The sequence below is a fragment of the Guyparkeria halophila genome (genome assembly GCF_034479635.1).
Lineage (GTDB): Bacteria > Pseudomonadota > Gammaproteobacteria > Halothiobacillales > Halothiobacillaceae > Guyparkeria > Guyparkeria halophila.
On the sequence record NZ_CP140153.1, the window covers coordinates 1,063,269 to 1,088,442 of the forward strand.

Annotated in this window: 18 protein-coding genes; 9 read left to right on the forward strand and 9 right to left on the reverse strand. The window is 66.1% G+C overall.

The annotated features are described in order from the left end of the window. Window positions 1–6: 6 nt before the first annotated feature. Window positions 7–4,065, reverse strand: a complete 4,059-nt coding sequence (locus tag SR882_RS04945) for a PAS domain S-box protein (protein ID WP_322522224.1) — start codon at window positions 4,063–4,065, stop codon at window positions 7–9. 357 nt (window positions 4,066–4,422) lie between these two features. Between SR882_RS04945 and SR882_RS04950 the strand changes: the two genes are divergently transcribed. Further along, window positions 4,423–4,803 carry a SpoIIAA family protein gene (locus tag SR882_RS04950; RefSeq protein ID WP_322522225.1) on the forward strand — a complete coding sequence of 127 codons (381 nt, stop codon included), beginning with the start codon at window positions 4,423–4,425 and terminating at the stop codon, window positions 4,801–4,803. Window positions 4,804–5,008: 205 nt separating this feature from the next. On the opposite strand, the gene SR882_RS04955 is transcribed toward SR882_RS04950, so the two are convergent. Beyond that, complete coding sequence (locus SR882_RS04955; RefSeq protein WP_322522226.1) at window positions 5,009–5,497, reverse strand: Mut7-C RNAse domain-containing protein; 489 nt, start codon at window positions 5,495–5,497, stop codon at window positions 5,009–5,011. Between the two features lie 47 nt (window positions 5,498–5,544). After that, on the reverse strand, window positions 5,545–7,002 hold the full coding sequence (locus tag SR882_RS04960; RefSeq protein ID WP_322522227.1) for an AsmA family protein: 1,458 nt from the start codon (window positions 7,000–7,002) through the stop codon (window positions 5,545–5,547). 229 nt (window positions 7,003–7,231) lie between these two features. Here SR882_RS04960 and fhuF point away from each other — a divergent pair, with 229 nt between their 5' ends. From fhuF to fhuB, 4 genes are read left to right on the forward strand one after another with little or no spacing between them, the layout of a single operon-like run. Beyond that, window positions 7,232–8,026: a siderophore-iron reductase FhuF gene (gene fhuF / locus SR882_RS04965; protein ID WP_322522228.1), complete on the forward strand. Its 795-nt coding sequence runs from the start codon at window positions 7,232–7,234 to the stop codon at window positions 8,024–8,026. Continuing rightward, a complete protein-coding gene (locus SR882_RS04970; protein WP_322522229.1) occupies window positions 8,026–8,793 on the forward strand; it encodes an ABC transporter ATP-binding protein in 768 nt (255 codons plus the stop codon). The genes fhuF and SR882_RS04970 overlap by 1 nt, the downstream gene beginning before the upstream one ends. A gap of 48 nt (window positions 8,794–8,841) precedes the next feature. Then, window positions 8,842–9,684, forward strand: coding sequence for an iron-siderophore ABC transporter substrate-binding protein (locus SR882_RS04975; protein WP_322522230.1), 843 nt, complete (start codon window positions 8,842–8,844; stop codon window positions 9,682–9,684). Next, on the forward strand, window positions 9,674–11,659 hold the full coding sequence (fhuB, locus tag SR882_RS04980) for a Fe(3+)-hydroxamate ABC transporter permease FhuB (RefSeq protein WP_322522231.1): 1,986 nt from the start codon (window positions 9,674–9,676) through the stop codon (window positions 11,657–11,659). Before SR882_RS04975 ends, fhuB begins: the two co-directional genes overlap by 11 nt. 430 nt (window positions 11,660–12,089) lie before the next feature. Here fhuB and SR882_RS04985 read toward each other — a convergent pair whose 3' ends face one another. Then, window positions 12,090–14,276 carry a TonB-dependent siderophore receptor gene (locus SR882_RS04985; RefSeq protein WP_322522232.1) on the reverse strand — a complete coding sequence of 729 codons (2,187 nt, stop codon included), beginning with the start codon at window positions 14,274–14,276 and terminating at the stop codon, window positions 12,090–12,092. 599 nt (window positions 14,277–14,875) lie between these two features. Further along, a complete protein-coding gene (locus SR882_RS04990) occupies window positions 14,876–17,764 on the reverse strand; it encodes a bifunctional diguanylate cyclase/phosphodiesterase (protein WP_322522233.1) in 2,889 nt (962 codons plus the stop codon). Between the two features lie 325 nt (window positions 17,765–18,089). On the opposite strand from SR882_RS04990, the gene SR882_RS04995 reads away from it, so the two are divergent. From SR882_RS04995 to thpR, 4 genes are all read left to right on the forward strand, one after another. Then, window positions 18,090–18,356 carry a DksA/TraR family C4-type zinc finger protein gene (locus SR882_RS04995; RefSeq protein ID WP_322522234.1) on the forward strand — a complete coding sequence of 89 codons (267 nt, stop codon included), beginning with the start codon at window positions 18,090–18,092 and terminating at the stop codon, window positions 18,354–18,356. A 240-nt stretch (window positions 18,357–18,596) separates the two neighbouring features. Then, a complete protein-coding gene (locus SR882_RS05000) occupies window positions 18,597–20,456 on the forward strand; it encodes a PAS domain S-box protein (protein ID WP_322522235.1) in 1,860 nt (619 codons plus the stop codon). Window positions 20,457–20,531: 75 nt separating this feature from the next. Continuing rightward, window positions 20,532–21,539, forward strand: a complete 1,008-nt coding sequence (locus SR882_RS05005; protein ID WP_322522236.1) for an LLM class flavin-dependent oxidoreductase — start codon at window positions 20,532–20,534, stop codon at window positions 21,537–21,539. Next, a complete protein-coding gene (gene thpR / locus SR882_RS05010) occupies window positions 21,536–22,078 on the forward strand; it encodes an RNA 2',3'-cyclic phosphodiesterase (RefSeq protein WP_322522237.1) in 543 nt (180 codons plus the stop codon). The genes SR882_RS05005 and thpR overlap by 4 nt, the downstream gene beginning before the upstream one ends. 21 nt (window positions 22,079–22,099) lie before the next feature. On the opposite strand, the gene ligD is transcribed toward thpR, so the two are convergent. The 4 genes from ligD to SR882_RS05030 all read right to left on the reverse strand — a co-directional run bounded on the left by ligD (window position 22,100) and on the right by SR882_RS05030 (window position 25,146). Beyond that, window positions 22,100–23,104, reverse strand: a complete 1,005-nt coding sequence (gene ligD, locus SR882_RS05015) for a non-homologous end-joining DNA ligase (protein WP_322522238.1) — start codon at window positions 23,102–23,104, stop codon at window positions 22,100–22,102. 127 nt (window positions 23,105–23,231) lie between these two features. Further along, on the reverse strand, window positions 23,232–23,918 hold the full coding sequence (locus SR882_RS05020) for a hypothetical protein (RefSeq protein ID WP_322522239.1): 687 nt from the start codon (window positions 23,916–23,918) through the stop codon (window positions 23,232–23,234). Window positions 23,919–23,938: 20 nt separating this feature from the next. Beyond that, complete coding sequence (locus tag SR882_RS05025; RefSeq protein ID WP_322522240.1) at window positions 23,939–24,772, reverse strand: FTR1 family iron permease; 834 nt, start codon at window positions 24,770–24,772, stop codon at window positions 23,939–23,941. A 44-nt stretch (window positions 24,773–24,816) separates the two neighbouring features. Continuing rightward, window positions 24,817–25,146 (reverse strand): cupredoxin domain-containing protein, encoded by a 330-nt coding sequence (locus tag SR882_RS05030; protein WP_322522241.1) that lies wholly within the window; start codon window positions 25,144–25,146, stop codon window positions 24,817–24,819. Window positions 25,147–25,174 lie beyond the last annotated feature (28 nt).

Genomic DNA, 25,174 nt, shown 5'->3' on the forward strand with positions numbered 1-25,174 from the left:
TGGCGGTTAGGGGCGTGCGACGTGCACGCGATTGCGTCCGGCATCCTTGGCCTCGTAGAGGGCCTGGTCGGCACGGGCCTCCAGCGTCTTGGTGGTCAAGCCGTCGCGCATCTCGGCGACGCCGATGCTCACGGTGACCTCGCCCACGTCGGGGAAGGGCGAGTCGCCGATGGTCGCGCGGATGCGGTCGGCCAGCTTCATCGCGCCGTTGATCGGCGTGTGGGTGGCGATGATGAGGAATTCCTCGCCGCCCCAGCGACCGAACTGGTCGGTCAGGCGCAACAGGTCCTGTACCCGGCGCGACAGCTCGATCAGCACCGCGTCACCGGCCTGGTGGCCGAAGGTGTCGTTGATCCGCTTGAAGTGGTCGATGTCGAACATCAGCACGGAAAACGGCGTGCCGTAGCGCTGCCGGGCGATCTCGGCGGCGTCGAGCAGCTCGTAGATCCGCCCGCGGTTGAACGCGCCGGTGAGGCGGTCGTGCGAGGCCATGTGCTCCAGTTCGCGCTCGACGCGTTTCTGCTCGCTGATGTCGTGGAAGACCGAGACGTAGTGCTCGACGTCGCCGGCAGTGTTGGTCACCGCACACACCGATTCCCAAAGCGGGATATCGCCCCCGTCCTTGCGGCAGCGGTGTACCTCGCCCTCCCAGCAGCCTTGCCGGGAGAGCTTGTCGGCCAGCCGGTCGGCGAGATCCTCGCCGTGCTTCGCCGAGTCGAGGAAGCCGGGTTCGCGGCCGATCACCTCGTCGGCGGCGTAGCCGGTCAGGCGGGTGAAGGCATCGTTGACCCGCTGGATACGCCAGTCGGGGCTCAGCAGCATCAGCGCCTGGCCGGTCTGGAAGGCGATGGCCAGCAGGCGCTGGTCGGCCTCCAGTTCCCGGCGGTGGGTGGCATCGAGCAGGTAGCCGCTCAGGGACACCACCTCGCCGTTGGCGTCGCGTTCGGCGACCACGAAGTCGTGCGCCCAGCGGTACCCACCGTTACCGTCCCGGAGTCGGTATTCCCGTTCGACCTGGTTCGAGTCCGAGGCCGCCAGCATCTTGATTTGCCGGCTGCACTCGTGGCGATCACCGGGATGGACCAGATCGAGATAGTGCTGCCCGACCAGGTCGGCCTGCTCGTAGCCGAAGACCGAGCGCACGTTGGGCGAGACGTAGGTGATCGGGCTGCCGGTCTCCCAGCGCCAGCCCAGGACCACGGTCGGCCCGCCGATAAAGCGATTGCGTTCGGCTTCCAGTGCCCGCCGGTCGGCATCGCGTGTCAGCTCGTAGCTCACCCATTGCGCCATCAGCGAGATCAGCTGCCATTCGTAGGGCGTGAACGGCTCGCGTGCCTCGGCGCGGGAGAAGTTGAGCGTGCCGTAGACGTGGTCGCCCACGGTCACCGGCGCGCCGAGGTAGGACTCGAGCCGCTGGTTGCGATAGCAGGGATGGTGGCGGAGTTCCGATTTGCCGGCCTGGTGGAATCCTGTCGGCGCATTCGCGGCAAGGGTATGCACGCAGTAGGTCTCGCCGAGCGGGAAATGGGTGCCGGGCTTGACCACATCGCCGGGCGAGACGGCATTGCGTACCCAGTAGTCTTCGCCGCGCACCTGGCTGATGATGCCGAAGGGCAGGCCCAGCGACTCGGCACCCAGGGTCAACAGCTTGTGCAGGCGGGTGTCGAGGTCGTCGTTGGAGGCGGTGATGCGCTGCAGCCGTTCCAGCGTGTGCTGGCGGCGTTCCAGGGCGCGCTCGAGGGTCTTGTGGCGGCTGATGTCGCGGATGATGGTCGAGAGTCGTTGCAGTCGGCCGTCTTCGTCATGGTGGGCGAGGATCACCTGCGAGACGGGCAGCTCCTCTCCCGAGGCGGTGAGCAGGGCGGTCTCGCCTTCCCATTGCCCGCTGCGGATCGCCTCGGGGATGCCTTTCTCCTGGATCAGCTTGGCGGCCCAGTCGGGATGCGCCCAGACACCCGCCTCAAAGGCCATGTGGGTATGCACCTCGTTCTCCACGTGGCCGTGGCTGCGTTCGGGCAGGCCGAGCAGGCGACGCCCGCCGCTGTTCACGTAGAGCACCTTGCCGTCCGGCTCGGCCAGGGAGATGAAGTCGGGGGTCGCCTCGAGGATCGCGGTCAGCTGGCGCAGATGGGATTCGCGGGCCTTCTGGCCCCGCAGGTCCCGCATCATGGTCGAGTACCGGGTTAGTTCGCCGTCGGGATCGAAGTGGGCGATGATCGTCTGCAGCACCGGGATCTCGTTGCCGTGCCAGTCGAGAAAGGCCGTCTCGCCCTGCCACCAGCCCGTCTCGCGAGCGGTGGGCTGGGCGGTGCCTTCAATGATTGACAGCGCCCAGGGCGGGTGCCGGTCACGGGCGTGCGTTCCGTGCTGGGCCTCGACCGAGTCGATGCCGAGCAGCTTTAGTCCGGCGCGGTTGTAGTAGAAGGGGCGGCCGTCGGCGGTGGCGATCGCCACCAGGTCCGGGAGTGCGTCGATGATCTCGGTCAGCTGCTTTTGCTGCTCCTCGAGTTTGCGCCGTTCGGTCAGGTCGACCCCGACAGCCTGCAGTTCGACCAGCTTGCCGTTGTCATCGAAAAAGCCGCGATTGGTCCAGTGAATCCAGCGTCGTTGCCCCTTGGCATCGGTCAGCGCATTTTCATGGTCATTGACCGGGTTGGCCGGCGTGAGCTGGTGCAGATTGGCCAGGATTTCGTCACGGGACTCCGGTTCTGCCGACTCGATCCAGCGGTAGCCGACCAGTTCTTCCGGCTCGGTGCCCATCATCTGGGCAAACACGCCATTGGCAAAGGTGATGGTGGTGTCGGGCAGGTAGCGATGCACGATCTGCGGCTGGCTTTCGACCAGATCGCGGTAGCGCGCCTCGTTCTCCGCCAGCCGCTTGCGGGCCTCGAAGCGCTCGGTCACGTCGGTGAAGGTGGCGACGGCGGCGGTTGCTGTCTCGCCGTCACCGAGGAACAACGGTTCGCTGTTGATGCGCAGCCAGCGCATCCGGCCGTCCGGACGCGGCAGGCCCATCTCCTGTTCGCGCACCGAGATGCCCTCACGCAGACTGACCATGGCCGGATGCCTATCACCCGGGAAGGGTGAGCCATCGGTGTGGATCGCCTGCCAGGTCGGGTCTTCCGAGCTCCGCCCGATCAGCTCGGGGTCGTCCAGCCCCAGTATCTGTCGTGCCGCCGGATTCGCCTCGATGATTTCGCCGTCGCGGCCCTGCAGCACCACCCCTTCGCTCATGGCGTTGAGGATGCTGCGATGCCGGATCTCGCTTTCCACCAGGTGCCGGCGGGTGCGTTGCTGTTCGGTGATGTCCGTCATCACGCCGCCGAAGAGGACGCTGCCATTATCCGTGTCGCGGACCATGGCCGTCAGGGAGACCTCGATCGGGTTGCCCTTGAGCGTCTGCAGGTGCAGGACCTCGTCGTGCAGCTGGCCGGCCTCGAGGAGCTTGTCCGAGAACGTCTTGCGGTCGGCCGGATTGGCGTAGAGCTGGGCGGTGGGCGTGGCCATCAGCTGCTCGGCGCTCTCGGCCTCGAACAGCTCGACCATGGCGGGATTGATGGCGGAGAAGTGGCCGTCGTGGCCGGGGCCGTTCTCGTACACGCCGATCGGTAGCGACTCGAAGATGTCGCGGAAGTGCTCGAGGCGCTCCTGGTAGCGGCGCGTCTCGGTGACGTCGTGGATGATCGAGTGCAGGCAGTCGACACCGTCGACGGTCATCGGTCCGGTATAGACCTCCACGTCCCGCAATTCGCCGCTCGCGAGCCGATGGCGAAAGCGGAAGTAGCGGCGCTCTTCATCCCTGGCGCGCTGGCGCTCGCGGGCAACCTCCGCGCCGGTCGCGGCGTTGATGTCGCCGATATTCAGTGAGAGCAGCGCGTCGCGGTCGTACCCGTAGAAGGAGACTGCCGCGGGATTGGCATCCATGATCCGCCCGGAGTCCGCGGCGATGAGCAGCTTCGGCGCCGCGTTGCGGGTGAACATCTCCTCATAGAGATGGTTCGCTCGAGTTCGCTCGTTGGCGAAGGCGGCTTCCAGCTGGCGGATGCGATTTTCCGGGGTCTGCACGTGCTCTCCTGGCAACACGGAGGTAAGAAGGCGAGGCCAGCCATCAGGATAACCCGTGCCGGTCCCAAACGGATGCCCGTCAGGCGTGCCATTAGCCGCTGGTGCCGATCATCGTCGATGAGTCGATGAGTCGATCAAGGCGGCCTGGCGAGCCTTCGTCTCCGCGCAGCCGGGCCGCGTGAGACAAGAGGGCGCTGCCGGGCGGGTTGGTGCCTCCCGCGCCGTGTCCGGCAGCGGGGCGGGTGGCCATCAAGTCGCTCCCTTCCCGTCTACGCTTGAGTTATACGGTGGTGGTTGCGTTCAGCGTGCCCGCTCGTCTGATTGGCCATTTACGTTGCGGCTGTGGGGAGTGCTTTCATGAGCGAAGATCGACATGGGCTCTACATCGGTGTCGAGCGGCAGGGTGAGGCGGTTTTTCTCTTTCTCAAGGCCATTGGGCGGCTTACCCATGCCGATTATGACGAGATCACGCCCATGATCGAGGCGGCTTTGGCCGGCGTGACGCACCCGCGGGTGCATGCGCTCGTCGATGCGACCGAATTGGAGGGCTGGGAGCCCCGGGCGCTTTGGGACGATTTTCGTCTGGGGCTTCGTCACGGCCCGGCCTTCGAGAAGATTGCGATCTGGGGCGATCGACGTTGGCAGGAATGGGCCGCGCGGCTCGGTTCGTGGTTCGTCTCGGGGGACGTGAGCTACTTCACGTCGCGGGATGAGGCCGTCCGCTGGCTGATGAAATGATCGCTCCCTGATCGGTCGTCTGGAGGTGCCGATGCGTCTGTTCTGGGCTCTGGTTATCGAGCTGGCGGTGCGCCGGTCGCGGCGCAAGGTCGATGAGCGGTTCGCCCCCCGTCTCACTCCTCGTCGGGCCGAGCCGTCTCCATGGTAATGGGCAGATGCTGCCCCGGTCGGCGCCCATGGCGGCCGCCTGTGTGCCGGAGCCGCTTTATTCCTTCGCGACAACCCACTCACCGCGATCGAACTTCTCCAGCGTGTGACGCATGCGGCGCACGTGGCTGCCTCGCCAGAGCACCTTGTCGCAGGTGGGGCAGTACCAGGCGGTCGGGTCGATGGCTAGTGCCTCGCGAGGGACCTCCTTGAGTTGATCCACGGTGGCGGGGCGCAGCGGCGTATTGCAGTCGAGGCAGCGTGAGAAGGGCCGATGCAGCCAGTCGATTTGAAAGCGCTCGCTCAACTCGGCGGCAAGCCCCGGGGTGTCGTTGGACTGGAGCAGCACGATGCGGCCGTCGCCATTGCGAAAACGCGCGAGATGCCGGTCGCGGGTGATCAGCCAGCGCTCCTCGTTACGTGACTGCTCGACCAGCACCCGGTCGTCGCTGCCGGACGCGGCGATGGCGGTGTCAAAGCCGGCGGCGCGCAACCAGCGCCCCAGTCGTTGCAGCATTTCATCGCAGAGAAAGCGTGGCTCGGCCATGGTCGTTCAGGGGTCAAACACGGTGTCTGTTGCCAGTCCGACGTGTCTCAATTGGAAGGTGCGGCGACGGAGCCGGCATAGAAGACCTCGCAGCTTTCATCGCCCCGGGAAATCGCGGCCAGCCCCCGTTTCAACAGGCCGATCGGTGCGCCGAAAAGGGCTTTGACCAGGTTGGGCTCCTCGACCTGGGGCGCATCGAAGCTGCCGTGGACGGCCTGTGTCACGACCGGGCAGCCCTGCTGATCCACGACCGCCACGGTGGCCTGGTTGATCCGTCGTGACGGCAGATCAAGCGAGGCCCGGGCCGCGACACGGTTGTGCGGGGTCGACAGCGCGACGTCGCGGGTCCGGGCGGTGCCCTCCTGGATGGTCCAGTCGGAGACCAGATGGACCACCCGGGTCTGCTTGTCCTGCGCCCCGTCCAGCAACCGCACGAAATCGGATCCCTTCGTTGCCAGTAACCCGGCCGGGCCGAGGAAGATGACGGCGCCCGCATCCACCAGGCTGAACCGTTGGGTACGCCGGTAATCGGCCAGTTCCGCGTCGAGGTCGACCCCGCGCAGTCGCAAGTCCCGGCCGCTCAGCTTAACCTCGCCCTGCAGGTGGCGCAGCAGCGAACCGAGTCCCCCGTTGCTTTTCAGTGAGGCGCTGAGGTCGACGCGGCCGGAGACACTGCCGGCGGGTGCCCATTGCGCCGGCAGCTTGGCAAGTTGCAAGGAGTCGAAGGCAAGGTCGAGCGTGGTTTCCGCTGGCGCAGTGCGGAAATCCAGCGTGGCATTGCCGTTCCCCCGGCTGTCGAGAAAGGTCAGTTGCCAGTCGTCGGTGGCAAACATCCCGTCCTCCCCGGACCCCGACAGGGTCATGTCCGACAGCGCCAGGGCATCGATACGTACGGCCTCGGCCGAGGCCGTCAGGTCCAGCGACACACCCGCCAGCGGGTGCTCCCCTCCGGCCACCGGCTGCCACTTCAGGTTGTTGAGGTCCAGGTCGAGGCCTTCGATCGATACCTCCCGATCCCCCGCCGGGGTGCGCCAATGGACCTCGCCATCGCGGATCTGAAGATCCAACGGCTCGATTTGATCGCCTCGTCCAGTACCGGTCGGTGGGCCACGCGCGGCCAAGGCCTCGAAGATGCCCGGCGTCAGGCGCGCAACCGGGGCATCCAGCTGCAAGGTCTCCGGCACCAGGTGACCGCTGACCAGAGGCCACCAGCGCATGGACAGGCGGATTGCCGCAACCTCGCTGATCGGGTCATCGCCGGACGCCGGCCCGATTCTCACCTCAGTCGCCTGGATGGTAGGGGAGGGCCAGAATCGCAGCGCGACATCGCCGTCAACGTGAACCGGCAGCGCCAGCCGGTCGCTGGCCAGCTGCGTGATGCGCTCTCGCAATTCGTCGGCGGGCCATAACCATGCCGCAACGACGGCGAGCAGCACGAACCCCATGATGGTGGCCGCGAGCGCGACGACCAGCGAACGGATCGGGTGGCGAGTGATGGCGTTCATGGCACGGCGATTTCCCCGCATGGTTGCCCAAGTGTAGGCAGGCGAGCGTGTTTCCACTGTCGTGCGCTGACCCGCTCCCATCTCGCGCGATCCGAGAGAGGCGGTGGGAATCGTCGCAATGGATAAACGTAATGCGAATGGTTTGCATCCGTACAGGTGATTCGATACGATCCGGCAATCGAATCACGGGGCTCGCGCCATCGCACGGCCGTCAGGGTGGGAGAACGACATGCAGGCAATCTCGGTGCAGTCGCCGGTTGGTGTGGGGCGGCATGGTCATTCCCCGGTCCCGCGTCAGGAGGAGCTGATGTTCACCGGCGCCCTGGCGGAGATTCCGCGGCCGGTGAACCTGGTGGGGACGGGCGACGTGTCGGGTTCAGCCTTGCTGGATGGCTCGGCCGTCGATGCCCTTCTGGAGCGTTTTGCCACCGCCTATTCGAACGGCGATCGGCGTGCGATCGCCTCGCAATGGTCCAAGTGGCTGTTTCATGCCTGGTTATCGCCAACGGTTGCCGTCATGGTCTTGGACGGCTATTCGCTGACCCGCCAGTCTGGCGACTGGGGCATTCGTTTTACCCAGGGCGGGCGTGCCGAGCGACTGTGGCTCCGCTCGACGCTGGCCCCAAGCCAGCGCGTTTCCGTTGATCGATTATTGACGCAGCTGGTTTCCGAGGATCTCGGCGATGCCGTGGCTGCCCTCGCTCGTCATTCCGGCGCCTCGGTCAACGTGTTCTGGAGCAACGCGGGCAATCTCGTCGAGCATGTGCTCACGCGCCTGGCCGATCATCCCGTCACCTGTCCGGATCGCCTGGCCCAGGCACGGCAGTTTCTCGACACACCGCGCCTGGCCGGCGTGCGCAATCGGTTGCATCGGCCCGTGACTTATCGTCTAACCGAGGGATCAACGACGCCGCAGCGACTGCGTCGAGTCTGCTGTATTCGCTATCGGCTGGAGGAATACGACTACTGCGAGAACTGCCCGCTGGCCTGTCGGTCGGCCAAGCCGGCCCGGGGGCACGGCTGATGTTCGAGGTGAGCGGAGCCACGTTCGTCGCCGGCGGCACCCAGGTGCTCGGCCCGGTGGATGCCTGCTTCGAGCCGGGAGAGGTGGTCGGGTTGATCGGCCACAATGGCTCCGGTAAATCGACGCTGCTCAAGTTGCTGGCGGGACAGCAGGCGCCATCGTCGGGGTCGGTGTGTTTCGAGGGCGCGCCGGTCGGCGATTGGGGCGCGCGGGCATTCGCCCGCCGTGTCGCCTATCTGCCCCAGCATCCGCCCTCGACCGGCCATCTGACCGCCCGCGAACTGGTGGGGTTCGGCCGCTATCCCTGGCACGGGTTGCTGGGACGCTTTGGCGTTGATGATCGTCGTCGGGTCGAGGCGGCCATGCAGATGACGCAGACGGAGGAGTTTGCCGACCGACCGGTCGACAGCTTGTCTGGGGGTGAGCGCCAGCGGGTTTGGCTGGCGATGCTGTTGGCCCAGGAAAGCGACTTCCTGCTGCTCGATGAGCCGCTCTCGGCACTCGATATCGCGCATCAGGTTGAGGTGCTCGAGCTGATTCGCCGCCTCTCGCACGAATTGGGGTTGAGCGTGGTTATCGTCCTGCATGACATCAACATGGCGTCGCGTTTCTGCGATCAACTGGTCGCAATGCACAGCGGTCATCTGCTGGTGCGTGGGGCCCCGGAGCAATTGATGGATTCGGCCACGCTGCGCACCATCTATGGCGTCTCCATGCAGGTGCTTACCCCCCCGGGCCAGTCCCGCCCGGTCGCCATCGTCGACTGAGCCATGTTCGCGTCTCGCTTCACAGGCCTGCGCTTGCGGCGCTGGCTGATGACCCTGTTGCTCGCGCCCACCCTGGGCGTGGCGGCCCAGGCGATGGCCGTCGAGTCGGCCCCGCGGATCGCGACGCTCGACTGGACGGTGGCCGAGACCCTGATCGGCATCGAGGCCCGCCTGGTGGGACTGGCGCAGATCGAAGGCTACGAGTCGTGGGTCGCCGAGCCGAGCGTGCCGTCCAACGTGCTCGATCTGGGCCTGCGCGCCCAGCCCAGCCTCGAGCAGCTTGCGGCCCTCGCCCCGGACCGGATCGCGCTCTCGCCGATGTTCGCCAACCTCGAAGGCCGTCTGTCGGCGATTGCGCCCGTCACCGTCTTCGATCTCTACGGACCCGATGTCGATACCTGGACCGAGATGCGCCGGCTGACGCGAGAACTGGGTGGCTACGTCGGGCGCGCCGAGCAGGCCGAGGCCCTGATCCGTGATACCGACAAGCGGCTGGCCGAACTGGCCGACCGTCTGCCCGACGAGCCGTCGGCGCTGATCGTGGTGCAGTTCATGGACGAGCGTCACGTGCGGGTCTTCGGCGAGAACGGTCTCTATCACGCCGTGATGGAGCGGCTGGGCCTCGAGAACGGCTGGACAGGTGAGACCAACCGCTGGGGGTTTGCCCTGGTGGGGCTGGAGAAACTGGCTGGCCTCGAGGGGCGGATCGTGGTGGTCAAGCCCTATCCGGTTGGCGTCGAACGCTCGCTGTCGCAAAGCGCGTTCTGGCAGCGACTGATTGCCCGTTCGGGCCGAAAGCCGCTCGAGATCGAGCCGGTCTGGAGCTTTGGCAGTCTGCCGTCGGCCCGCCGGTTCGCCGAGCGACTGCTGGAGGCATGGCATGCAAACTGACGTGAGGATCGCCTCGCCGCTCGGCGTCAGCCTGGGATTGCTTGCCCTGCTGGTCGGGTTGGCGCTCTCGCAACTGCAGCAGCAGACCGGTGGCTTCGATATCACCCGGTGGTTGCCGGCTCCGGGCAATGCCTCGTTGCCCGCCGAGGATTGGGTCCTGGCGCTGAGTTGGTGGCCGCGGTTGATTACGGCATTGATCGCCGGCGCCGGTCTCGCCCTGGCGGGCGTGTTGATGCAGCAGGTGTTGAGAAACCCGCTGGCCTCGCCGACCACGTTGGGGGTCGCCGGTGGGGCGAATCTTGCCCTGATGTCGGCCACGTTGTTCGCCCCGGCGTTGATGGGCTGGGGAGCCGAATGGGTCGCGCTGGCCGGCGGGGCTCTCGCCATGGCCCTGGTGTTACTGCTTTCCTGGCGCCGGGCGCTCGCGCCCCTGGTGGTCGTGCTGGCCGGTCTGGTGGTCAACCTCTATTTCGGCGCGCTGGCCATGGTGCTGTTGTTGTTCAACCAGGAGACCTTGCAGGGGCTGCTGATCTGGGGCGCCGGCTCGCTGGCGCAGGATGGATGGCACGATGCGGGGATCTTGCTGCCACGGTTGCTGGTGGCGCTGGTCATCGCTTGGCTGCTGCTGCGGCCGTTGCGGCTGCTCGATCTGGATGACGCCAGCGGGCGCGCTCTGGGCGTGAATCTCGCCTTCCTGCGGCTGGCCGCCCTCGGTGTGGCCGTGTTTATCACGGCGGTGGTGGTCAGCGTGGTCGGCCTGATCGGTTTCATCGGTCTGGCCGCGCCCAATATCGCCCGCCTGCTGGGGGCGCATCGGCTGGCGCCACGCGTGCTCTGGTCGATGCTGATCGGGGCGTTGTTGCTCGCCGTCACCGACCTGGCTCTCCAGCATCTGGCCGTCTGGCTGCCCACCCTGATCCCGACCGGGGCGATGACCGCGGCCCTGGGCGCACCACTACTGCTCTGGTTGATTCCAAGGCTGCGACTGACCAGCCGGACACCCCCGGAGGCCATGGCCACGGACTGGCCGCGTGCGACCCACCCGCTCGGGAGGCTGATCCTTCTTGCCCTGCTGATGCCGCCGGTGGCGGCGTTGTCGCTGCTCAGTGGCCACCTGGCGGAAGGGTGGTCCTGGTTCCACGGCGCGTTGTCCGTCTGGGAGTGGCGCCTGCCACGGATGCTGGCGGCGGCCGGTGCCGGGCTGTTGCTCGCGGTCGCCGGCACCTTGTTGCAACGCCTGAGCGGCAACCCGATGGCGAGCCCCGAGGTACTCGGCATCAGCGGCGGGGTGTCGATCTTCCTGTTGCTGGGGATCGTGTTGCTGCCCGCAGCGAGCATGGCGGTGCTTGCCTCATTGGGGCTCGTTGGTGCGCTGGCGGCGCTGGCGGTGTTGATCCTGCTCAACCGGCGCAGCGGTTTTCTGCCCGAGCGCCTGCTCCTGACGGGTGTGGCGATCATGGCACTGGCCGACGCGGTCCGGGCGCTGATCCTGGCCGGCAGCGACCCGAGGGGCCAGCAAATCGTGGCCTGGCTGTCCGGCTCGACCTACTACGTGGGGCTTGATGCCGCGTGGCTGGTGTTCGGGTTGGGCATGGTGTCGGTCGCGGGCGCGCTGTTGCTGACTCGCTGGCTGGAGTGTTTCCCGCTCGGGGCGGCCGTGAGCCAGGCGGTGGGCGTGAACGTGACTCGCGGGCGCCTGATCGTGCTGGTGATTGCCGCCGTGATGACGGCCGCCGCCACCCTGGTGATCGGTCCGTTGTCGTTCATCGGCTTGCTGGCACCGCACATGGCGCGCCTGCTGGGCCTGTCCCGCGCCCGCGACCACCTGCTGGGCGCCGCGCTGATCGGCATGGGTCTGATGATCCTGGCCGACTGGATCGGCCGGCAGATCCTGTTTCCGCAGGAGATCCCCGCCGGCCTGGTCGCCTCGTTGATCGGCGGTAGCTATTTCCTCTGGGCGCTGCGCCGGTTCTAGGCGGGATATCGGTCATCATGATTGCCGGGCGCCCGGCGCCCGGTTCAGAGGGTCAGGCCGTATCGGTCCGCCCGAGTCAGCCGGAGGTTTAGCCATGACGGGCGCGATGACAGTGTCGACAACTCTGTTCGACCTTTATCGGGGCGTTTCTACGAGAAGGGGACCGGCGTCCGTGAGCGTCTGGTCGCGCCGGATTTTCCGGGTGTCCGGCAGGGGCGGCACAGGCCATTTGCGGAGCCCACGGGGCGAAGCGGGTCTGGAGAAACGACGAGCAATCCGGGGTGCCATCGAACGAGAAGGGGTTGCCTGGCTGAAATTCGAGTCGGGCTGATCGATCCTGAACGGTCGTCGGTCTCGACCGCGGCGACAAAAAAAGGGCCCCGCGCTGGCGGGGCCTTTTGGTTTCTTTCGCTTGATTAAAGTGCTCGGCTCAGTACTTCCAGTCCAGCGACAGCATCACGTTGCGTGGCTCACCGTAGAACGCCTGGTCGTACTCGACGCTGTTGAGGTACTTCTCGTTGCCGACGTTGTTGACGTTGAGCGAGGCGCTCAGGTTGTCCGAGAACTCGTAGCGCGCCATCAGGTCGGTGACCAGGTAGTCGTCCTGACGGGTCTGCCCGGTGTTGTACTGCTGGTCGCGGAAGGTTTCGCTCTGCCAGCGGATCTGGCCACCGACGGTCATCTTGGGCCAGAACGGCAACTGGTAAGTGGTTTGCGCGCGCAGCATTTGCTCGGGGATGAACGTACGGGCGCGTTCGCCGTCGCTGTCCTCGATTTGCAGATAGGTATAGCCGCCGCTGGCGCGCCAGCCCGGCAGGATCTCCCCGGCCAGCGTGAGCTCGAGGCCTTCGCTGGTCAGATCACCGCTAGGCTCGTAGTAATTGAAGTAACCCGGCCGCGGATCGGCGAAGGTGCCGGCGAAGGTGGCGGTGTTGTTTTGCTCCGTGCGGAACAGGGCGGCGGTCGCATCCACGCGCGCGTCGAACAGGGCGGCCTTGAGCCCGACCTCGTAGCTGCGCCCCTCGATCGGCGGTAGCTGCTGGTAGTTCTGGGTCACCTCGTTCTGCGGCTCGAAGATCTCGGTGTAGCTCGCGTAGGCCGAGAGCGTGTCGGTCAGGTCGTAGACCAGCCCGGCGTAGGGCACGATTTCGGCGTCGTACTCGCTCTCGCGTGCCACGGTGTAGCTCACGCCGCTGTTTTCCAGCCAGGTGGCCCGCGCGCCCAGGATGGCGGTCGCCCGATCCGTGAGGTTCAGCCGGGTCGCGCCGTAGACGGAGCTTTCTTCCTGGGTGAAGTCACTGCCGCCATCCGAGGGGCCGAAGGTCGGGCGCGGGTAGTTGCCATCCCAGCGGTCCAGCGACACGTCGATGTCGCTGGTTTCGTAGAGGCGCGCGGAGTAATCGGTGATCTCCGACTGGCTCCAGTTCACGCCGACCATGGCCTCGTGCTCGCGGCCGAACAGATCGAAGGGGCCCGTAGCCTGTGCATCGGCGACCCACTGCTCGTTCTCGTAGCGGTAGTTGTCCATGATGATCGACAGGTCTTCGGTCGTGCCCGGTCGCAGCTGCTGGGCTGGGTCGTAGAGATAGAAGATCTCGCTGTCGGAATCGGAGGTGAGGTGGGTGCCCGTCAGGGTTGCCTCCCAGCCGCCGGGCAGGAGTTGCTGCACTTCGACGAAGCTGCGGTGGTCCTCGTTGTCCCAGTAGCTCCAGTCGGGCGATGAGCTGGCCGAGCGATCGTAGTTGGTCGGCGACCCATCGCCGTAGTACATGGGAAGCGCGCCCCAGAGCGGGCTGTCGCTGTCGTTGTTCTGCCAGGTGTGGCCCGCGGTCAGCAGGGTGGTGTCCGTGAGGTCGGCCTCGACCACGCCGTAGACGACCTGCCGTTCACGGTGGTGACGGTCGAGGTAGGAGTCGCCGTCTTCGGCGGCCACCACCAGGCGGCCACGTATCCGATCGCTGCCGAACAGCGAGCCCGAGACATCCCCCTCGATGCGTCGACGATCCCAGGATCCCGCCGAGACGTTGGCGGATGCCTGGGTGTCGGCCGTGGGACGCTTGCGGATGAAGTTGACGGTCGCCGATGGCGTACCGCTGCCGGACATCAGGCCGTTGGCGCCCCGGACCACCTCGATGCGGTCGTAGACGGCGGTGTCGATATCCCCCTGCACGTTGTCGTAGGGAAGGGGCGCGCCGACGCCGTCGATCTGGAAGCGCTGGATGGTGAAGCCGCGCGAAGTGTAATAGGTGCGATCGGTTTCCGGCTGCTCGACGGTGACGCCGGGGGTGGATTCGAGTGCGCTGTTGACGTCGTCGAGCTGGAAGTCTTCGAGCTGCTGACTGGTGATTACCGACAGCGACTGCGGTGTTTCCCGCGGGGTCAGCGTCAGGCCGGTGGCCGAGGCGGAGGCGGGCGCTTGGTACTGACCGGTCTGCTCGGTGGGTCGGAAGAATCCACCGCCCTCGACGACGACCTGGTCGAGCACCACCGCGTCACTGGATTGCTCGGCCGCCTGGGCACTACCCAGGCCGAGGGCAAGGCAGGGCAGGGAGAGTGTGAGGCAATGGCGGACGGCTCGGTTGATCGGTGTGCGTTGGGCACGTTTGGATTGGGTCATGGCAAGCGTTCTCATTGATGGGATGACAGGAAAGGAATGAGACTGGGTCGCGACTCGTGTCGCTGGGGCGAATCTACATGAGAACGATTGTTATGCGCAACCGCAGATGGGGTTTTTGCCGATTCTCGCCCTTCGTGGGGCAGGGGAGTCCGGTGGTCCATCCCACGGCCCTAACGGGCGCCGTGCGCGAATTGAGGAGGTTGGCGATGGCAGGTGGCTGGGCGAAAGACGGTGCCGAGCCGGCGCAGATCGACGACGCGGGTGAGAATGCCCGGCAGCGGACGCGCGGCGAGATTCCGACGGGCGATAGCCAGCCGGGTGGAGTGCGAGGAGTGTGGCGAGCCGATAACCGAGGCGTGCCGTCATGCCGTGCCCGGAGGGTCAGCTGTGTATCGCCCGCCAGACTGAGCGGGACCACATGCAGGAGGGGGGTCTCGCCGTGCAACCGACGTGGCTCGGAGGACAGTCAGGGGCGGTGAGCCCGGTCGGCCGCGATGAGGATCGGTGGCGTGCCGCAGGGGCGTGCCATCGGGAGGTCACGCCTGGGTCACACCTGGGTCACACCTGGGTCGTCACGCCTGGAGGGGATTGCGCCCGGATCAGGCCTGTGTGGTGAGCTGCTCTATCAGCACGGCCTCGAAGGCCGCGGCGGTCATCGGCCGGCCGTAGTGGTAGCCCTGGGCCTCGTCGCAGCCGAGTTCGATCAGTTGATCGGCCTGTGCGCTGATTTCGACCCCCTCGGCGATGACCGTCAGCCCCAAACTGTGGGCCATCTGCAGGACGGCGGTGACCAGCGCTTCGCTGTCGCTCTCGGCGATGTCGCGAATGAACGATTGGTCGATCTTGAGCCGGTCGACGGCGAAGCGCCGCAGGTAGGTCAGCTCCGAGTAGCCGGTGCCGAAGTCGTCGATGGCAAGCTTGACGTCGTGGCGCTTGAGTTGGGCGATGGCCTCCTCGAGGCGATCGGTGTCGTCGATCAGGGTCGACTCGGTCAGTTCCACCTCGAGGTTTGCCCCTGGCAGCCGGTTGCGTGTCAGGGCCGAGGTGATTTGCTGGGCGAGCTGACCGTGGCGGAATTGCAGCGCCGAGATGTTCACGGCCATCACGAGCTCGCCTAGGCCACGTGACCGCCAGTCGGCGGCGGTCTGGATGGCCTGCTCGATCACCCAGGCGCCGATGTCGACGATCAGCCCGCTCTCCTCGGCCAGCGGGATGAACTGACCCGGCGATATTCGGCCCAGCTCGGGCTGGTTCCAGCGCAGTAGGGCCTCGGCGCCGACGACCCGGCCGCTGGTCAGGTCGATCTGCGGCTGGAAGTTGAGCTCGAACTCGTCATTGGCCAGCGCCGAGCGCAGCTTGCTGATCAGCATGATCCGATCGGTGGCGCTCTCGCGCATGGCGGGAGTGAACACGCGGTGGGTGTTGCGCCCGTCGTCCTTGGCGGCATGCAGGGCCATGTCGGCATTTCTGAGCAGCGTGGCCAGATCGTCGCCGTCGTTGGGGAAGACCGTGATGCCCAGGGAGGCCGTCGCCACGATCTGGTGTTCGTCGATGGTCAGCGGGCGACTGAGGGCGGCGCGCAGTCGCTGGGCGTATGCCGCGATGTTCAGGTCGGAATTGACCTCGACCAGCATGAGGAATTCGTCGCCACCAAACCGGCAGATCACGCGCTCATCGGCCGGAAAGGCCCTCAGTCGACGCGCCATCTCGCGCAGGAGTTCGTCACCTGCCAGGTGGCCAAGGGAGTCGTTGATGTCCTTGAAATTGTCGAGATCCAGGTAGAGCAGGAGGTGGGCCCGGTGGCGGGCGCGGGTGTGATGCAGGGCGTTCGGGACGAGCTGCTCGAACCGCACCCGGTTCGGCAAGTCGGTGAGCGAATCATAGTGCGCCAGGTATTCGATGCGCTCCATGGCAGCCTTGCGCTCGGTAATGTCGCGGATAAACGAGAAATAGAGGTGCCCCCGGCGCCCCTCGCTGAGGGCATTGACGCTTACCTCGATATCCCGGAGCGTGCCGTCCTTGCGCCGCCATTGCGTTTCGAACCGGGTACTGCCCCTCTCTCGAATGCGTTGCATCTGCGCGGTTATCTGCGCCCGGTCCGAGCCGGCATCGAGCTGGAAGATATCCAGCTCGAGCAATTCGTCGCAGTGATAGCCGGACAGTTCGCAAGCGGCATCGTTGACCTCGATCAACTGCCCGTCGTCACCGATCAGCACCACGGCATCCATCGACGTGCGGAACATCAACTCGTAACGTGCCTCGCTCTGCCGGTGCTCGGTGACCTCGGTGGCAATGCCGCCGGAACCGACCAGCACGCCGTTGTTGTCCAACAGGGGGAAGTGGACCGTCTCGAACAGGTGGAAGGCGTTACCTAGGTCGATTGTCTCGCTGCGGATGACGGGTTTGCCCGCGTGGCGGGCCGCACGATTGTTGCGGTCGGATTCCTCGGCCGCCTCGCTGGGCATCAGGTCGAAGACGGTCTTGCCGAGTACGGCCTGCCGCGGTTGGCCGACGAGTGCCTCGAAAGCCGGGTTGACGAGCGTGTAGCGCCCGTCGATATCCGTGAGAAAGATCACGGCCGGGGAATGCTCGATGAACGTATGGTTGAGCGACTGGCTCTCGACCAGCCGGGCGGTGCGTTCCTCGACCAGGGCCTCGAGTTCCGCCTCGTGCTGCTTTTGCGTGCGAAACAGCAGGGCGAATGGGGCGACCAGGCCGGTGGCCAGCAATGCCCGGTAGATCAGATAGGCCGAGATCAGCAGCAGGTAATGCCCCACCTCGTTGGCCACGTCGAAGACCGAACCGTAGCGGGTAAACGCAAGGCTGGTGAGCATGGCGAACAGCAGGGAGGCCACCAGGGTGACGTGAACGCCGGGCTCGAAATGTCGGCGATGGCGCAGGAGCAGGAGGGTGGCCAGCGCGAACAGGCCGATCGCGGTGTACTCGGCCAGCACCTTGAATCGCGTCAGGCCGGAGCCCTCGACGAAACTGGTGGGGAAAATGCCGGTGACGATCGAGCCGAGCAGGGCGACGCTCGCCACGCCGAAGCCGCTGAACAGGACGAGTGGGCGGACGGTCGATCGGGTCAACAGGGCCGCGAGCAAAAAGGCGGCCGCCTCCAGCAGGCGGAATCCCACCCACAACTGCGTTGGCAGGTCGGGGTCGTCGATTACCCCGCCCAGGGCGGTCAACCCCATGCCCTTGTAGGTCAGGGTGTGCAGCAGCTCGATGCCCGCGATCCAGAAGGCGGCCATGCCAATGGTCAGGAGAAAACCGTTGTTCGTCCAGCCCCGGGTATGCCAGGCGAGGACGAATATTCCGCCGAGGATCACGATGCGCAGCAGTTCGCTGAGCACGTGAAAGAGCAGGAAGTTCTCGCGGGCGACCAGGTGCAGCGCCATCAGCACGGCCCCGAGGCCGGCGAGTTGCGGCCAGCCGAGGATCGGATGAGGTGGGGTGGCCGGGTTGCCGTGGCGATCCGTCGTCATGGGCGAGTTGCTGTGTTGTCCGTGAGCGGGTTGCGGTTTGCCCTTGGCAAGGCGATGAGGAACGTGGCGCAGATGCGGTGATCTCGCCCATGACCGCTGAATTCCCGATTTTACATGGGGTCTTTTGATTGCCAAGGCGGGTCGAGTGGTGGGGCTATGCAGTGGCTTGAGTGCTGCGGGAGCGAGCGCGCCGGCTGGTGTTGAACTATGTCCTTGGGTGGATATCTCGGGGCCAAGGGCCGATCGCTCGGCGGTGAACGCGGCAGGCCGGGGTGACCGGCCGATCCCGGCAATCGAATGGGCGACGGAAACGGGAGGTGACGCAATGGCAGGCGGTTGGGCGAAAGACGGGGCCGAGCAGGCGCAGATCGACGACACGGTCGAGGATGCCCTGCAGAGGGTGCGCAGCGAGATTCCGACGGGCGAAAGCCTGGTGGACTGCGAGGAGTGCGGCGAGCCGATTCCCGAGGCGCGCCGTCGGGCCGTGCCGGGCGTGCGTTTGTGCGTGGCCTGCCAGGCCGAGCGCGACGAGGCACAGGAAACCGTGTCGCCCTACAACCGCCGCGGTTCGAAGGACAGTCAGCTTCGCTAGGGATGACGGACGAGACCGTGGTCGCCAGCGGCCCGGGGCGAGGGGTGTTGCGGTCGAGGGGCGTGCGTGATTTCGGTCTGCGTGCCGGTTGAAATCCATCGGTGGCGGCATCGGACACGAAGCGTCAACCGGGCGGGCGCAAGCGACCGCAAAGCAGGGCTATACAAAACCGATACAAAAGGTGTGCAAAACGTCTACCATGGGGTCTGTATTACCTCAGGCAGCCATTGGGATTGAATTATGAGCAAACGCGGATCGCTGTTCGGTCTGATGTCACGCGGCCGGATTCCGTATGGTCAGATCCTCGAGAAGTCAGTCGATGCGGTGGTCATCATCGATGGCAACAACGAGGTGGTCTTTTTCAATCCCGCCGCCGAGAAACTCTGGGGTTACGACGCCGACTCGGTGATCGGTCGCAACGTCAAGATGCTGGTTCCCCAGGCGCATCAGGACAAGCACGACGGGTACATCGACCGGCACCGCAAGACGGGTGAAAACCGCCTGGTCGACGGCACCGTCGAGCTGGACCTGCCGCATGCCAGCGGCCGGGAGGTCCCCATCAGCCTGTCGTTGTTCGGCATAGAGATACACGGCGATCAGGGCTATGTCGCCTTCGCGCGGGACATCAGCGAGGAAAAGGACCTGCGGGAACAGATGTCGCAGACACTGGAGCAGGCCGCTGACGCGGTGGTCACGATTGACGAGCACAATCGCGTCTCGTTCTTCAACGCGGCGGCGGAGCAGCTGTGGGGCTACGACCGGGACGAGGTAATCGGCGAAAACGTGCGCATGCTGGTGCCCGAGCGTCACCAGGCCAACCACGACGACTACGTCAATCGCAATCGGCGCACGGGCGAGGACCGACTGGTGGGCCAATCGCTGGAGCTGGATTCGCAGCGCAAGAACGGCGAGAAATTCTGGTTGAATCTTTCCCTGTCGAAGACGGTGTTGAAGGATCGCACCATCTATACCGCGTTCGCCCGCGATATCACCGAGCAGGTCGAGCAGCGCGAGAAAATGCGGCTGCTCTCGCTGGTCGCCGACGAAACCAACAACTCGGTCATCATTACCGATGCGGATGGCCGGATCGAATACGTCAACCGCGGCTTTACCAGTCTGACCGGCTACGAAACCGAGGAGGTGTTGGGGCAAAGGCCGGGCGATCTGCTGCAGGGGAGCGACACGGACCCGGCTGACGTCGAACGGGTGCGCCAGGGCTTGGCCAGTGGCGAGCCGTTCTACGAAGAGATACTCAACTACGACAAGTGGGGCGAGCCCTACTGGATCTCGCTGGTGGTCAATCCCGTGCGCGACGAACGGGGGCGGGTCGCCCGTTATATCTCGATCCAGGCCAACATCACGGACCGCAAGCGAGACAACATCGAGAACGAGGTGAAGCTCGAGGCGATTCGTCGAACCCAGGCGGTGGTGGAGTTGGATGCCGACGGCGCGCCGCTGTCCTGCAACCCGGTCCTGATCGACTGGTTGAGGGTCGACAACGAGCGCAAGGCACTCGAACGGGCCCGGATACGCGAGCAGGTTAAGGATGCCGACTGGAAGAAGCTCGCCGCCCGATCCTCGATTACCAATACGCTAAGCCTGTCGCGGTCGGATGGCGAGGCGCTGGACCTCGAGGTGATGCTCAACCCGGTGGTGGACGAGAGCGGCAACCTGGTGAAGCTGATCGCCTACGGCACGGATGTCTCCGAGCGGAATCGCATGGTCGAACATACGCGCTCGGCCCTGGAAGGCGTGCTCGACCGAATCGGTGGGATTGTCAGGTCGATCGACGGTATTGCCGATCAAACCAACCTGCTTTCCTTGAACGCGGCGATCGAGGCGGCGCGAGCGGGGCCGCATGGGCGCGGGTTCGCCGTCGTGGCCGAGGAAGTCCGTGCGCTGGCCAAGCGGTCCTCGGTCTCGGTCGGTGAGATCGGCGAGTTGCTGGCGCAAACGCGACATACCACGGACGAACTGTCGGACTGGATTGGCGGTTCGCGCGAGAGGCCCACTGAGGCCGATCGACGCACCGGCAGACCCGAGTCCCGCCCGGTGGTGGCCCGCGAGGGCGTCGAGCGGGCTGACAGGAAGGCATCCTGACGTCCGGGTCCCCGTCGATTGCCCGGATCGGCGCGGACTCTGCGCGACGCGCGCCGGGCGTCATACACTACACGCATGACAGCCTTCTCGATCCTCGATCTCGCCCCGATCACCGAGGGGTCGGATGCCCGCACGGCGCTCGCCAACAGCGTGGACCTGGCCCGGCACGCCGAGGAACTCGGTTATCGGCGTTACTGGCTGGCCGAGCATCACAACATGCCCGGCATCGCCAGTGCGGCCACTGCGCTCGTGATCGGGCAGGTGGCCGCGGCGACCCAGCGCATCCGCGTCGGTGCCGGCGGCATCATGCTGCCCAACCACTCGCCGCTGGTGGTGGCCGAGCAATTCGGCACGCTCGAGACCCTTTACCCCGGTCGGATCGATCTGGGGTTGGGACGCGCGCCGGGCACTGACCAGACCACCGCCCGCGCCCTGCGCCGCGAGGGCAGCGACCCAAATCGCTTTCCCGACGACGTGGCCGAGGTGCTGGCCTTGCTGGACGATCCCGAGCCGGGACAGGCCGTGCGCGCGATCCCCGGGGCGGGGACCCGCGTGCCGGTGTGGATCCTCGGTTCGAGTCTGTTCGGCGCACAGCTCGCCGCGGCCCTGGGGCTGCCATACGCCTTCGCCTCGCACTTCGCCCCGGGCGAGCTGATGCCGGCGCTGGCCCATTACCGCGAGCACTTCCGGCCGTCGCGCTTTCTCGAACGGCCCTACGCGATGGTGGGTTTTAACGCCTACGTGGCGGACACGGACGAACAGGCGCGTTTTCACGCCAGTTCCATGGAGCAGTCCTTCGTCGCCCTGCGACAGGGACGGCCCGGCCCGATCCCGCCGCCAGTCGCCAACTATCGCGAGCGGGCCGATCGCTTCGAGCGGTTGGTGGTCGAGCGCACCATGGCCTGCTCGGCGATCGGCTCGCCCGAGACGGTCGAATCGGAGATCGACCGGTTTCTCAAGGCGACCGAGGCCGACGAGCTGATCGTCACCAACTCGAGCTTCGATCACGCCGCGCGCTGCCGTTCCTACGAGTTGCTGGCCGGGGTGCGCAATCGCATTGCCGCGAAGGACGAAATGGCATGAGCCAGAAGGGCGATCAGGGCAAGACTCCGCAGAAGCGGGTGTTTCTCGCCCTGTGGCCGGACGAGTCCACCCGCGGGGCACTGCATCATCTGGCGCGCGGGCTGGATGTCGGCGGCCGGCCGGTGCCGCGGGCGCACCTGCATCTGACGCTCGCCTTCCCGGGCAGCATCGAGGCGGCCCGGGCCGACTGCCTGGCCGCGCGGTTGCCCAGCCTGCATTTCGAGCCGATCCCGATCCTGCTGGACCGCGCCGGTCAATTCCACGGTCCCCGGGTGGCATGGGCGGGGCCGAGCCGTTCTCCCGAGGCACTCGATCAGCTGGCTGCACGGGCCCGCGGTCTGTGCCTCGCCTGCGGGGTGGAGAGCGACGACCGACCGTTCGAGCCGCACGTCAGCCTGCGCCGCCATGCCCGGCCACCGGCCTGTCAGGAACTGGTGGAGCCGATCCACTGGTTCGCCGACACCCTGGCGCTGATCGAGTCGGGCAACAATGGCCATCCCGGTCCCTACCGACTGCTGGCGCGCTGGCCGGCGGAGTGAGCGCCCGACCCAGCGCCCGGCTCAGCCGGCAGGACGCTCGCGGTGCACCGCCGTGGCCGGCTTGTCGTCGCGCAGGCCGAGAAAGCGCGGATGGCGCAGGCGGCCGTCGCCGGTCCACTCGGTGAAGCCCACCTCGGCGACCAGCTCGGGTGTGACCCAGTGGGTCGATTTCTCGTGGGGACCGTCGGCAAGCGGCGAGGTATCGCGTTCCCGCTTGGTCAGTTTGGCGTGCAGGTTGGTCAGGGTCTGGTCGTCGAAGCCGGTGCCCACCTTGCCGGCGTAGCAGAGCTCGTCGTCCTCGTAGTAGCCCAGCAGCAGGGCGCCGAAGCCGTGGCGTTCGCCTTGCGGGTCGGTGAAGCCGACGATCACCAGTTCCTGTTGGTTGACGCACTTGAACTTGAGCCAGTCGCGCGAGCGGCCGTGGTGGTAGGGCGCATCGGCCCGCTTGGCGATCAGTCCCTCCCAGCCCTTGCGGCAGGCCTCCTTGAATAAGGACTCGCCGTCCTCGTTGCGGTGCGAGGTAAAGCGCAAGGGATCCTCGAAGGCGAGTTCCGAGCGCAGGATAGCCTTGCGGCGGCGCAGTGGCAGTGCGTCGAGCAGGCTGCCGTCGAGGTAGAGGAGATCGAACAGGTAAAGCACCACGGGCACGCCCGCCGCGCGTGCCTTGTCGGGGTCGGTAAAGCCGATGCGCTGCTGCAGGCGCGAGAAGCTGGTCAGGTTGCCCTCGAAGGCCACGATCTCGCCGTCGGCGATGAACGGCCGGTCGCAGGCCGCCTCGAGCGGTTCGATCAGTTCCGGGTAGGTGTCGTTCAGCTCTTTCTGGTTGCGCGACAGCAGTCGTGCGCCGTTGCCATCGCGGAACACCAGGCAACGCTCGCCGTCGAGCTTGCGTTCGTAGAGCCAGTCGGGCGAGGAGAAGCGCTCGTCGGTGAGTGTCGCGAGCATCGGCGCGGTCCAGTCGGGCATGCTCGCGCGTTCGAGCTTCGCCTGTTCGGCCTCGTCGAGTCGTGTCTGCCAGTTCGCCATGACGATCCTCGCGTTGCCCAGAGTCTGTCGCCTGTCGGGAGTGTAGCGGGCCGGCGACATATCGCCGGGCACGAAAAAGGCCGCCCGAAACGGACGGCCCATGGGGGTCCCGGATACGGGCGCTCGATCAGAACTCGTATTCGAGCTGCCAGCGGAAGATGCTGTCCTCGGTCTCGTCGTTCAGAGCGAACAGCAGGCCCGCCTCCCACTTCACATGCTCCATGCCGAAGGGGTTGGCGCCGAGCAGCACCGGACCCAGCGCCTGCGTGTCCTCGCTGCCGTAGTACTCGATGCCCGGCTCGATCATCTCGCTGAGGCGATATTTCAGTTGGGCCGAGCCGAGCGTCTCCCAGTCGCTTTCGGCGACGTCGTCGCCGAACTTCTTTTCGAACAGCAGGTTGCCGGTCGCCACCACGTCGCCGAATTGCTTTTGCACCAGCGGGCCGACCTTGGTCTCCCAGGCGTCCTCGTCGAAGGCCTTTTCCAGCTCGACCAGCAGGCCGAAGTCGGCCCAGTACTGGCCCTGTTCGGCGAGCTGGAACTTGTTCTCGATCTCGCCTTCCTCGACCTCGAAATCGCCGTCTTCCTTCTCGCCGATGAGGTAACCCTCGACGAACCAGCGCGAGGTCACGCCATAGCCGATGCCGACCTTGGTCTTGTACTCGCCGGAATCGAGGCCGTGCACGCCACGGGCTTCGAGCTCGACCTCGCCCTGCTCGACATAGGGGTCATAGACCTTGTCGACACCGGCAAGAGCAGTGCCGGAGGCGAGGGTGGTCACGGCGGCAAGGCCGCTCAGCGATTTTTTCCACATAACGAAGGGTTCCTGTTTTTTCAGTGGATTGATGCGTTCTGGCGGTTGATCGATGGCGCCCGCTGGCGCGACAGGGACATGCCGACAGCGATGACTACCAGCGTGGTCAGGTAGAAGCTCAGCTGGATGGCGGTGGGGCGATCCTGGTAGCCCACCAGCACGTGCAGGACCTCGCCGGGGACCGAGTGCTGCGAGAGCAGGTCGGAACTGTTCCAGAGTGGAGGCTGCACCGGCAGCCAGCCGGCCTGGGCGAGGTAGCCGGCCGCACTGGCGGCCATGCCGGCGGCCAGCAGCAGGATCAGCCAGCCGGTGACGGTGAACAGGTGACGGGTCGGAATGCGCACCAGCCCGAAATAGATCAGCGCCCCCAGCACCAGGCCGGCGCCCAGCCCGACAATGGCGCCCCAGAGCATCGGCAAGCTCTCGCTGCCGCCGGCGGCCAGGCCCTGGGTGAACAGCACCACCTCCGAGCCTTCACGCAATACCGCGAGACCCACGGCGGTGGCGAGGAAGTAGATCGGCAGCTGGCCGCTGCTGACATGGCTGCCCACCTGCCGGAGATGGGCAATCAGCTGGCTGGCATGCCGCGACATCCAGATGTTGTGCCAGGCGAGCATGGCCACGGCGGTCAACAGGATGGCGGCGTTGAACAGCTCCTGGCCGACGCCCGCAAAGGCCATCGAGATCTCCTGGGTGAGGCTGGCGACCAGCAGCGAGCCGAGCAGGCCAGCAGCAATGCCGCCGACGATCCAGCGGCTACGCCGGGCCAGCCCCTGCGTGGCGGCCAGGACCACGGCGACCACCAGGGCGGCCTCGAGGACTTCGCGGAAGACGATGATTGCCGTACTGAACATGCGTCACCTGTGCAGTTGCTGGTGGTGAGGTGTCTGCGAGGGGGTTACTCGGCGATCACGCGACCCTGGGCGGTCGCCTGGTTGAACTCGCCGAAGAACGGGTATTCGCCGGCATCGAGCGGACCGATGAAGATCACGGCCTGGCTGTGGCCGGGGATGATCTTTTCGCGGTTGAGCTCGTAGCTTTCGAACTCCTCCGGGGTGGCGTCCTGGTTGTGCACCATCAGCTTGACCTTCTCGCCGGCCGGGATGGTCACGGCCTCGGGCTGGAAGTGGTGATCCGTGATGGTCAGGTCGAATGTCTGGGTCTTGGCCTGCGCGGTCCCGACGGTGAGCAGGGCGGCGATGGCGACTAAATGGGCAATGCGTGCCATGAAACTAACCTCAACAGAAACGATAACG

Excerpts from the sequence above, each read along its gene's own strand:
- SR882_RS04970 (WP_322522229.1), top strand. The coding sequence starts at position 8,026 with ATGTTCGAGGTGAGCGGAGCCACGTTCGTCGCCGGCGGCACCCAGGTG.
- thpR (WP_322522237.1), top strand. The coding sequence starts at position 21,536 with ATGAGCCAGAAGGGCGATCAGGGCAAGACTCCGCAGAAGCGGGTGTTT.
- fhuB (WP_322522231.1), top strand. The coding sequence starts at position 9,674 with ATGCAAACTGACGTGAGGATCGCCTCGCCGCTCGGCGTCAGCCTGGGA.
- SR882_RS04995 (WP_322522234.1), top strand. The coding sequence starts at position 18,090 with ATGGCAGGCGGTTGGGCGAAAGACGGGGCCGAGCAGGCGCAGATCGAC.
- SR882_RS04975 (WP_322522230.1), top strand. The coding sequence starts at position 8,842 with ATGACCCTGTTGCTCGCGCCCACCCTGGGCGTGGCGGCCCAGGCGATG.
- SR882_RS05000 (WP_322522235.1), top strand. The coding sequence starts at position 18,597 with ATGAGCAAACGCGGATCGCTGTTCGGTCTGATGTCACGCGGCCGGATT.
- SR882_RS05020 (WP_322522239.1), bottom strand. The coding sequence starts at position 23,918 with ATGTGGAAAAAATCGCTGAGCGGCCTTGCCGCCGTGACCACCCTCGCC.
- SR882_RS04985 (WP_322522232.1), bottom strand. The coding sequence starts at position 14,276 with ATGACCCAATCCAAACGTGCCCAACGCACACCGATCAACCGAGCCGTC.
- SR882_RS04960 (WP_322522227.1), bottom strand. The coding sequence starts at position 7,002 with ATGAACGCCATCACTCGCCACCCGATCCGTTCGCTGGTCGTCGCGCTC.
- fhuF (WP_322522228.1), top strand. The coding sequence starts at position 7,232 with ATGCAGGCAATCTCGGTGCAGTCGCCGGTTGGTGTGGGGCGGCATGGT.
- SR882_RS05030 (WP_322522241.1), bottom strand. The coding sequence starts at position 25,146 with ATGGCACGCATTGCCCATTTAGTCGCCATCGCCGCCCTGCTCACCGTC.
- SR882_RS04955 (WP_322522226.1), bottom strand. The coding sequence starts at position 5,497 with ATGGCCGAGCCACGCTTTCTCTGCGATGAAATGCTGCAACGACTGGGG.
- SR882_RS04990 (WP_322522233.1), bottom strand. The coding sequence starts at position 17,764 with ATGACGACGGATCGCCACGGCAACCCGGCCACCCCACCTCATCCGATC.
- ligD (WP_322522238.1), bottom strand. The coding sequence starts at position 23,104 with ATGGCGAACTGGCAGACACGACTCGACGAGGCCGAACAGGCGAAGCTC.
- SR882_RS05005 (WP_322522236.1), top strand. The coding sequence starts at position 20,532 with ATGACAGCCTTCTCGATCCTCGATCTCGCCCCGATCACCGAGGGGTCG.
- SR882_RS04950 (WP_322522225.1), top strand. The coding sequence starts at position 4,423 with ATGAGCGAAGATCGACATGGGCTCTACATCGGTGTCGAGCGGCAGGGT.
- SR882_RS05025 (WP_322522240.1), bottom strand. The coding sequence starts at position 24,772 with ATGTTCAGTACGGCAATCATCGTCTTCCGCGAAGTCCTCGAGGCCGCC.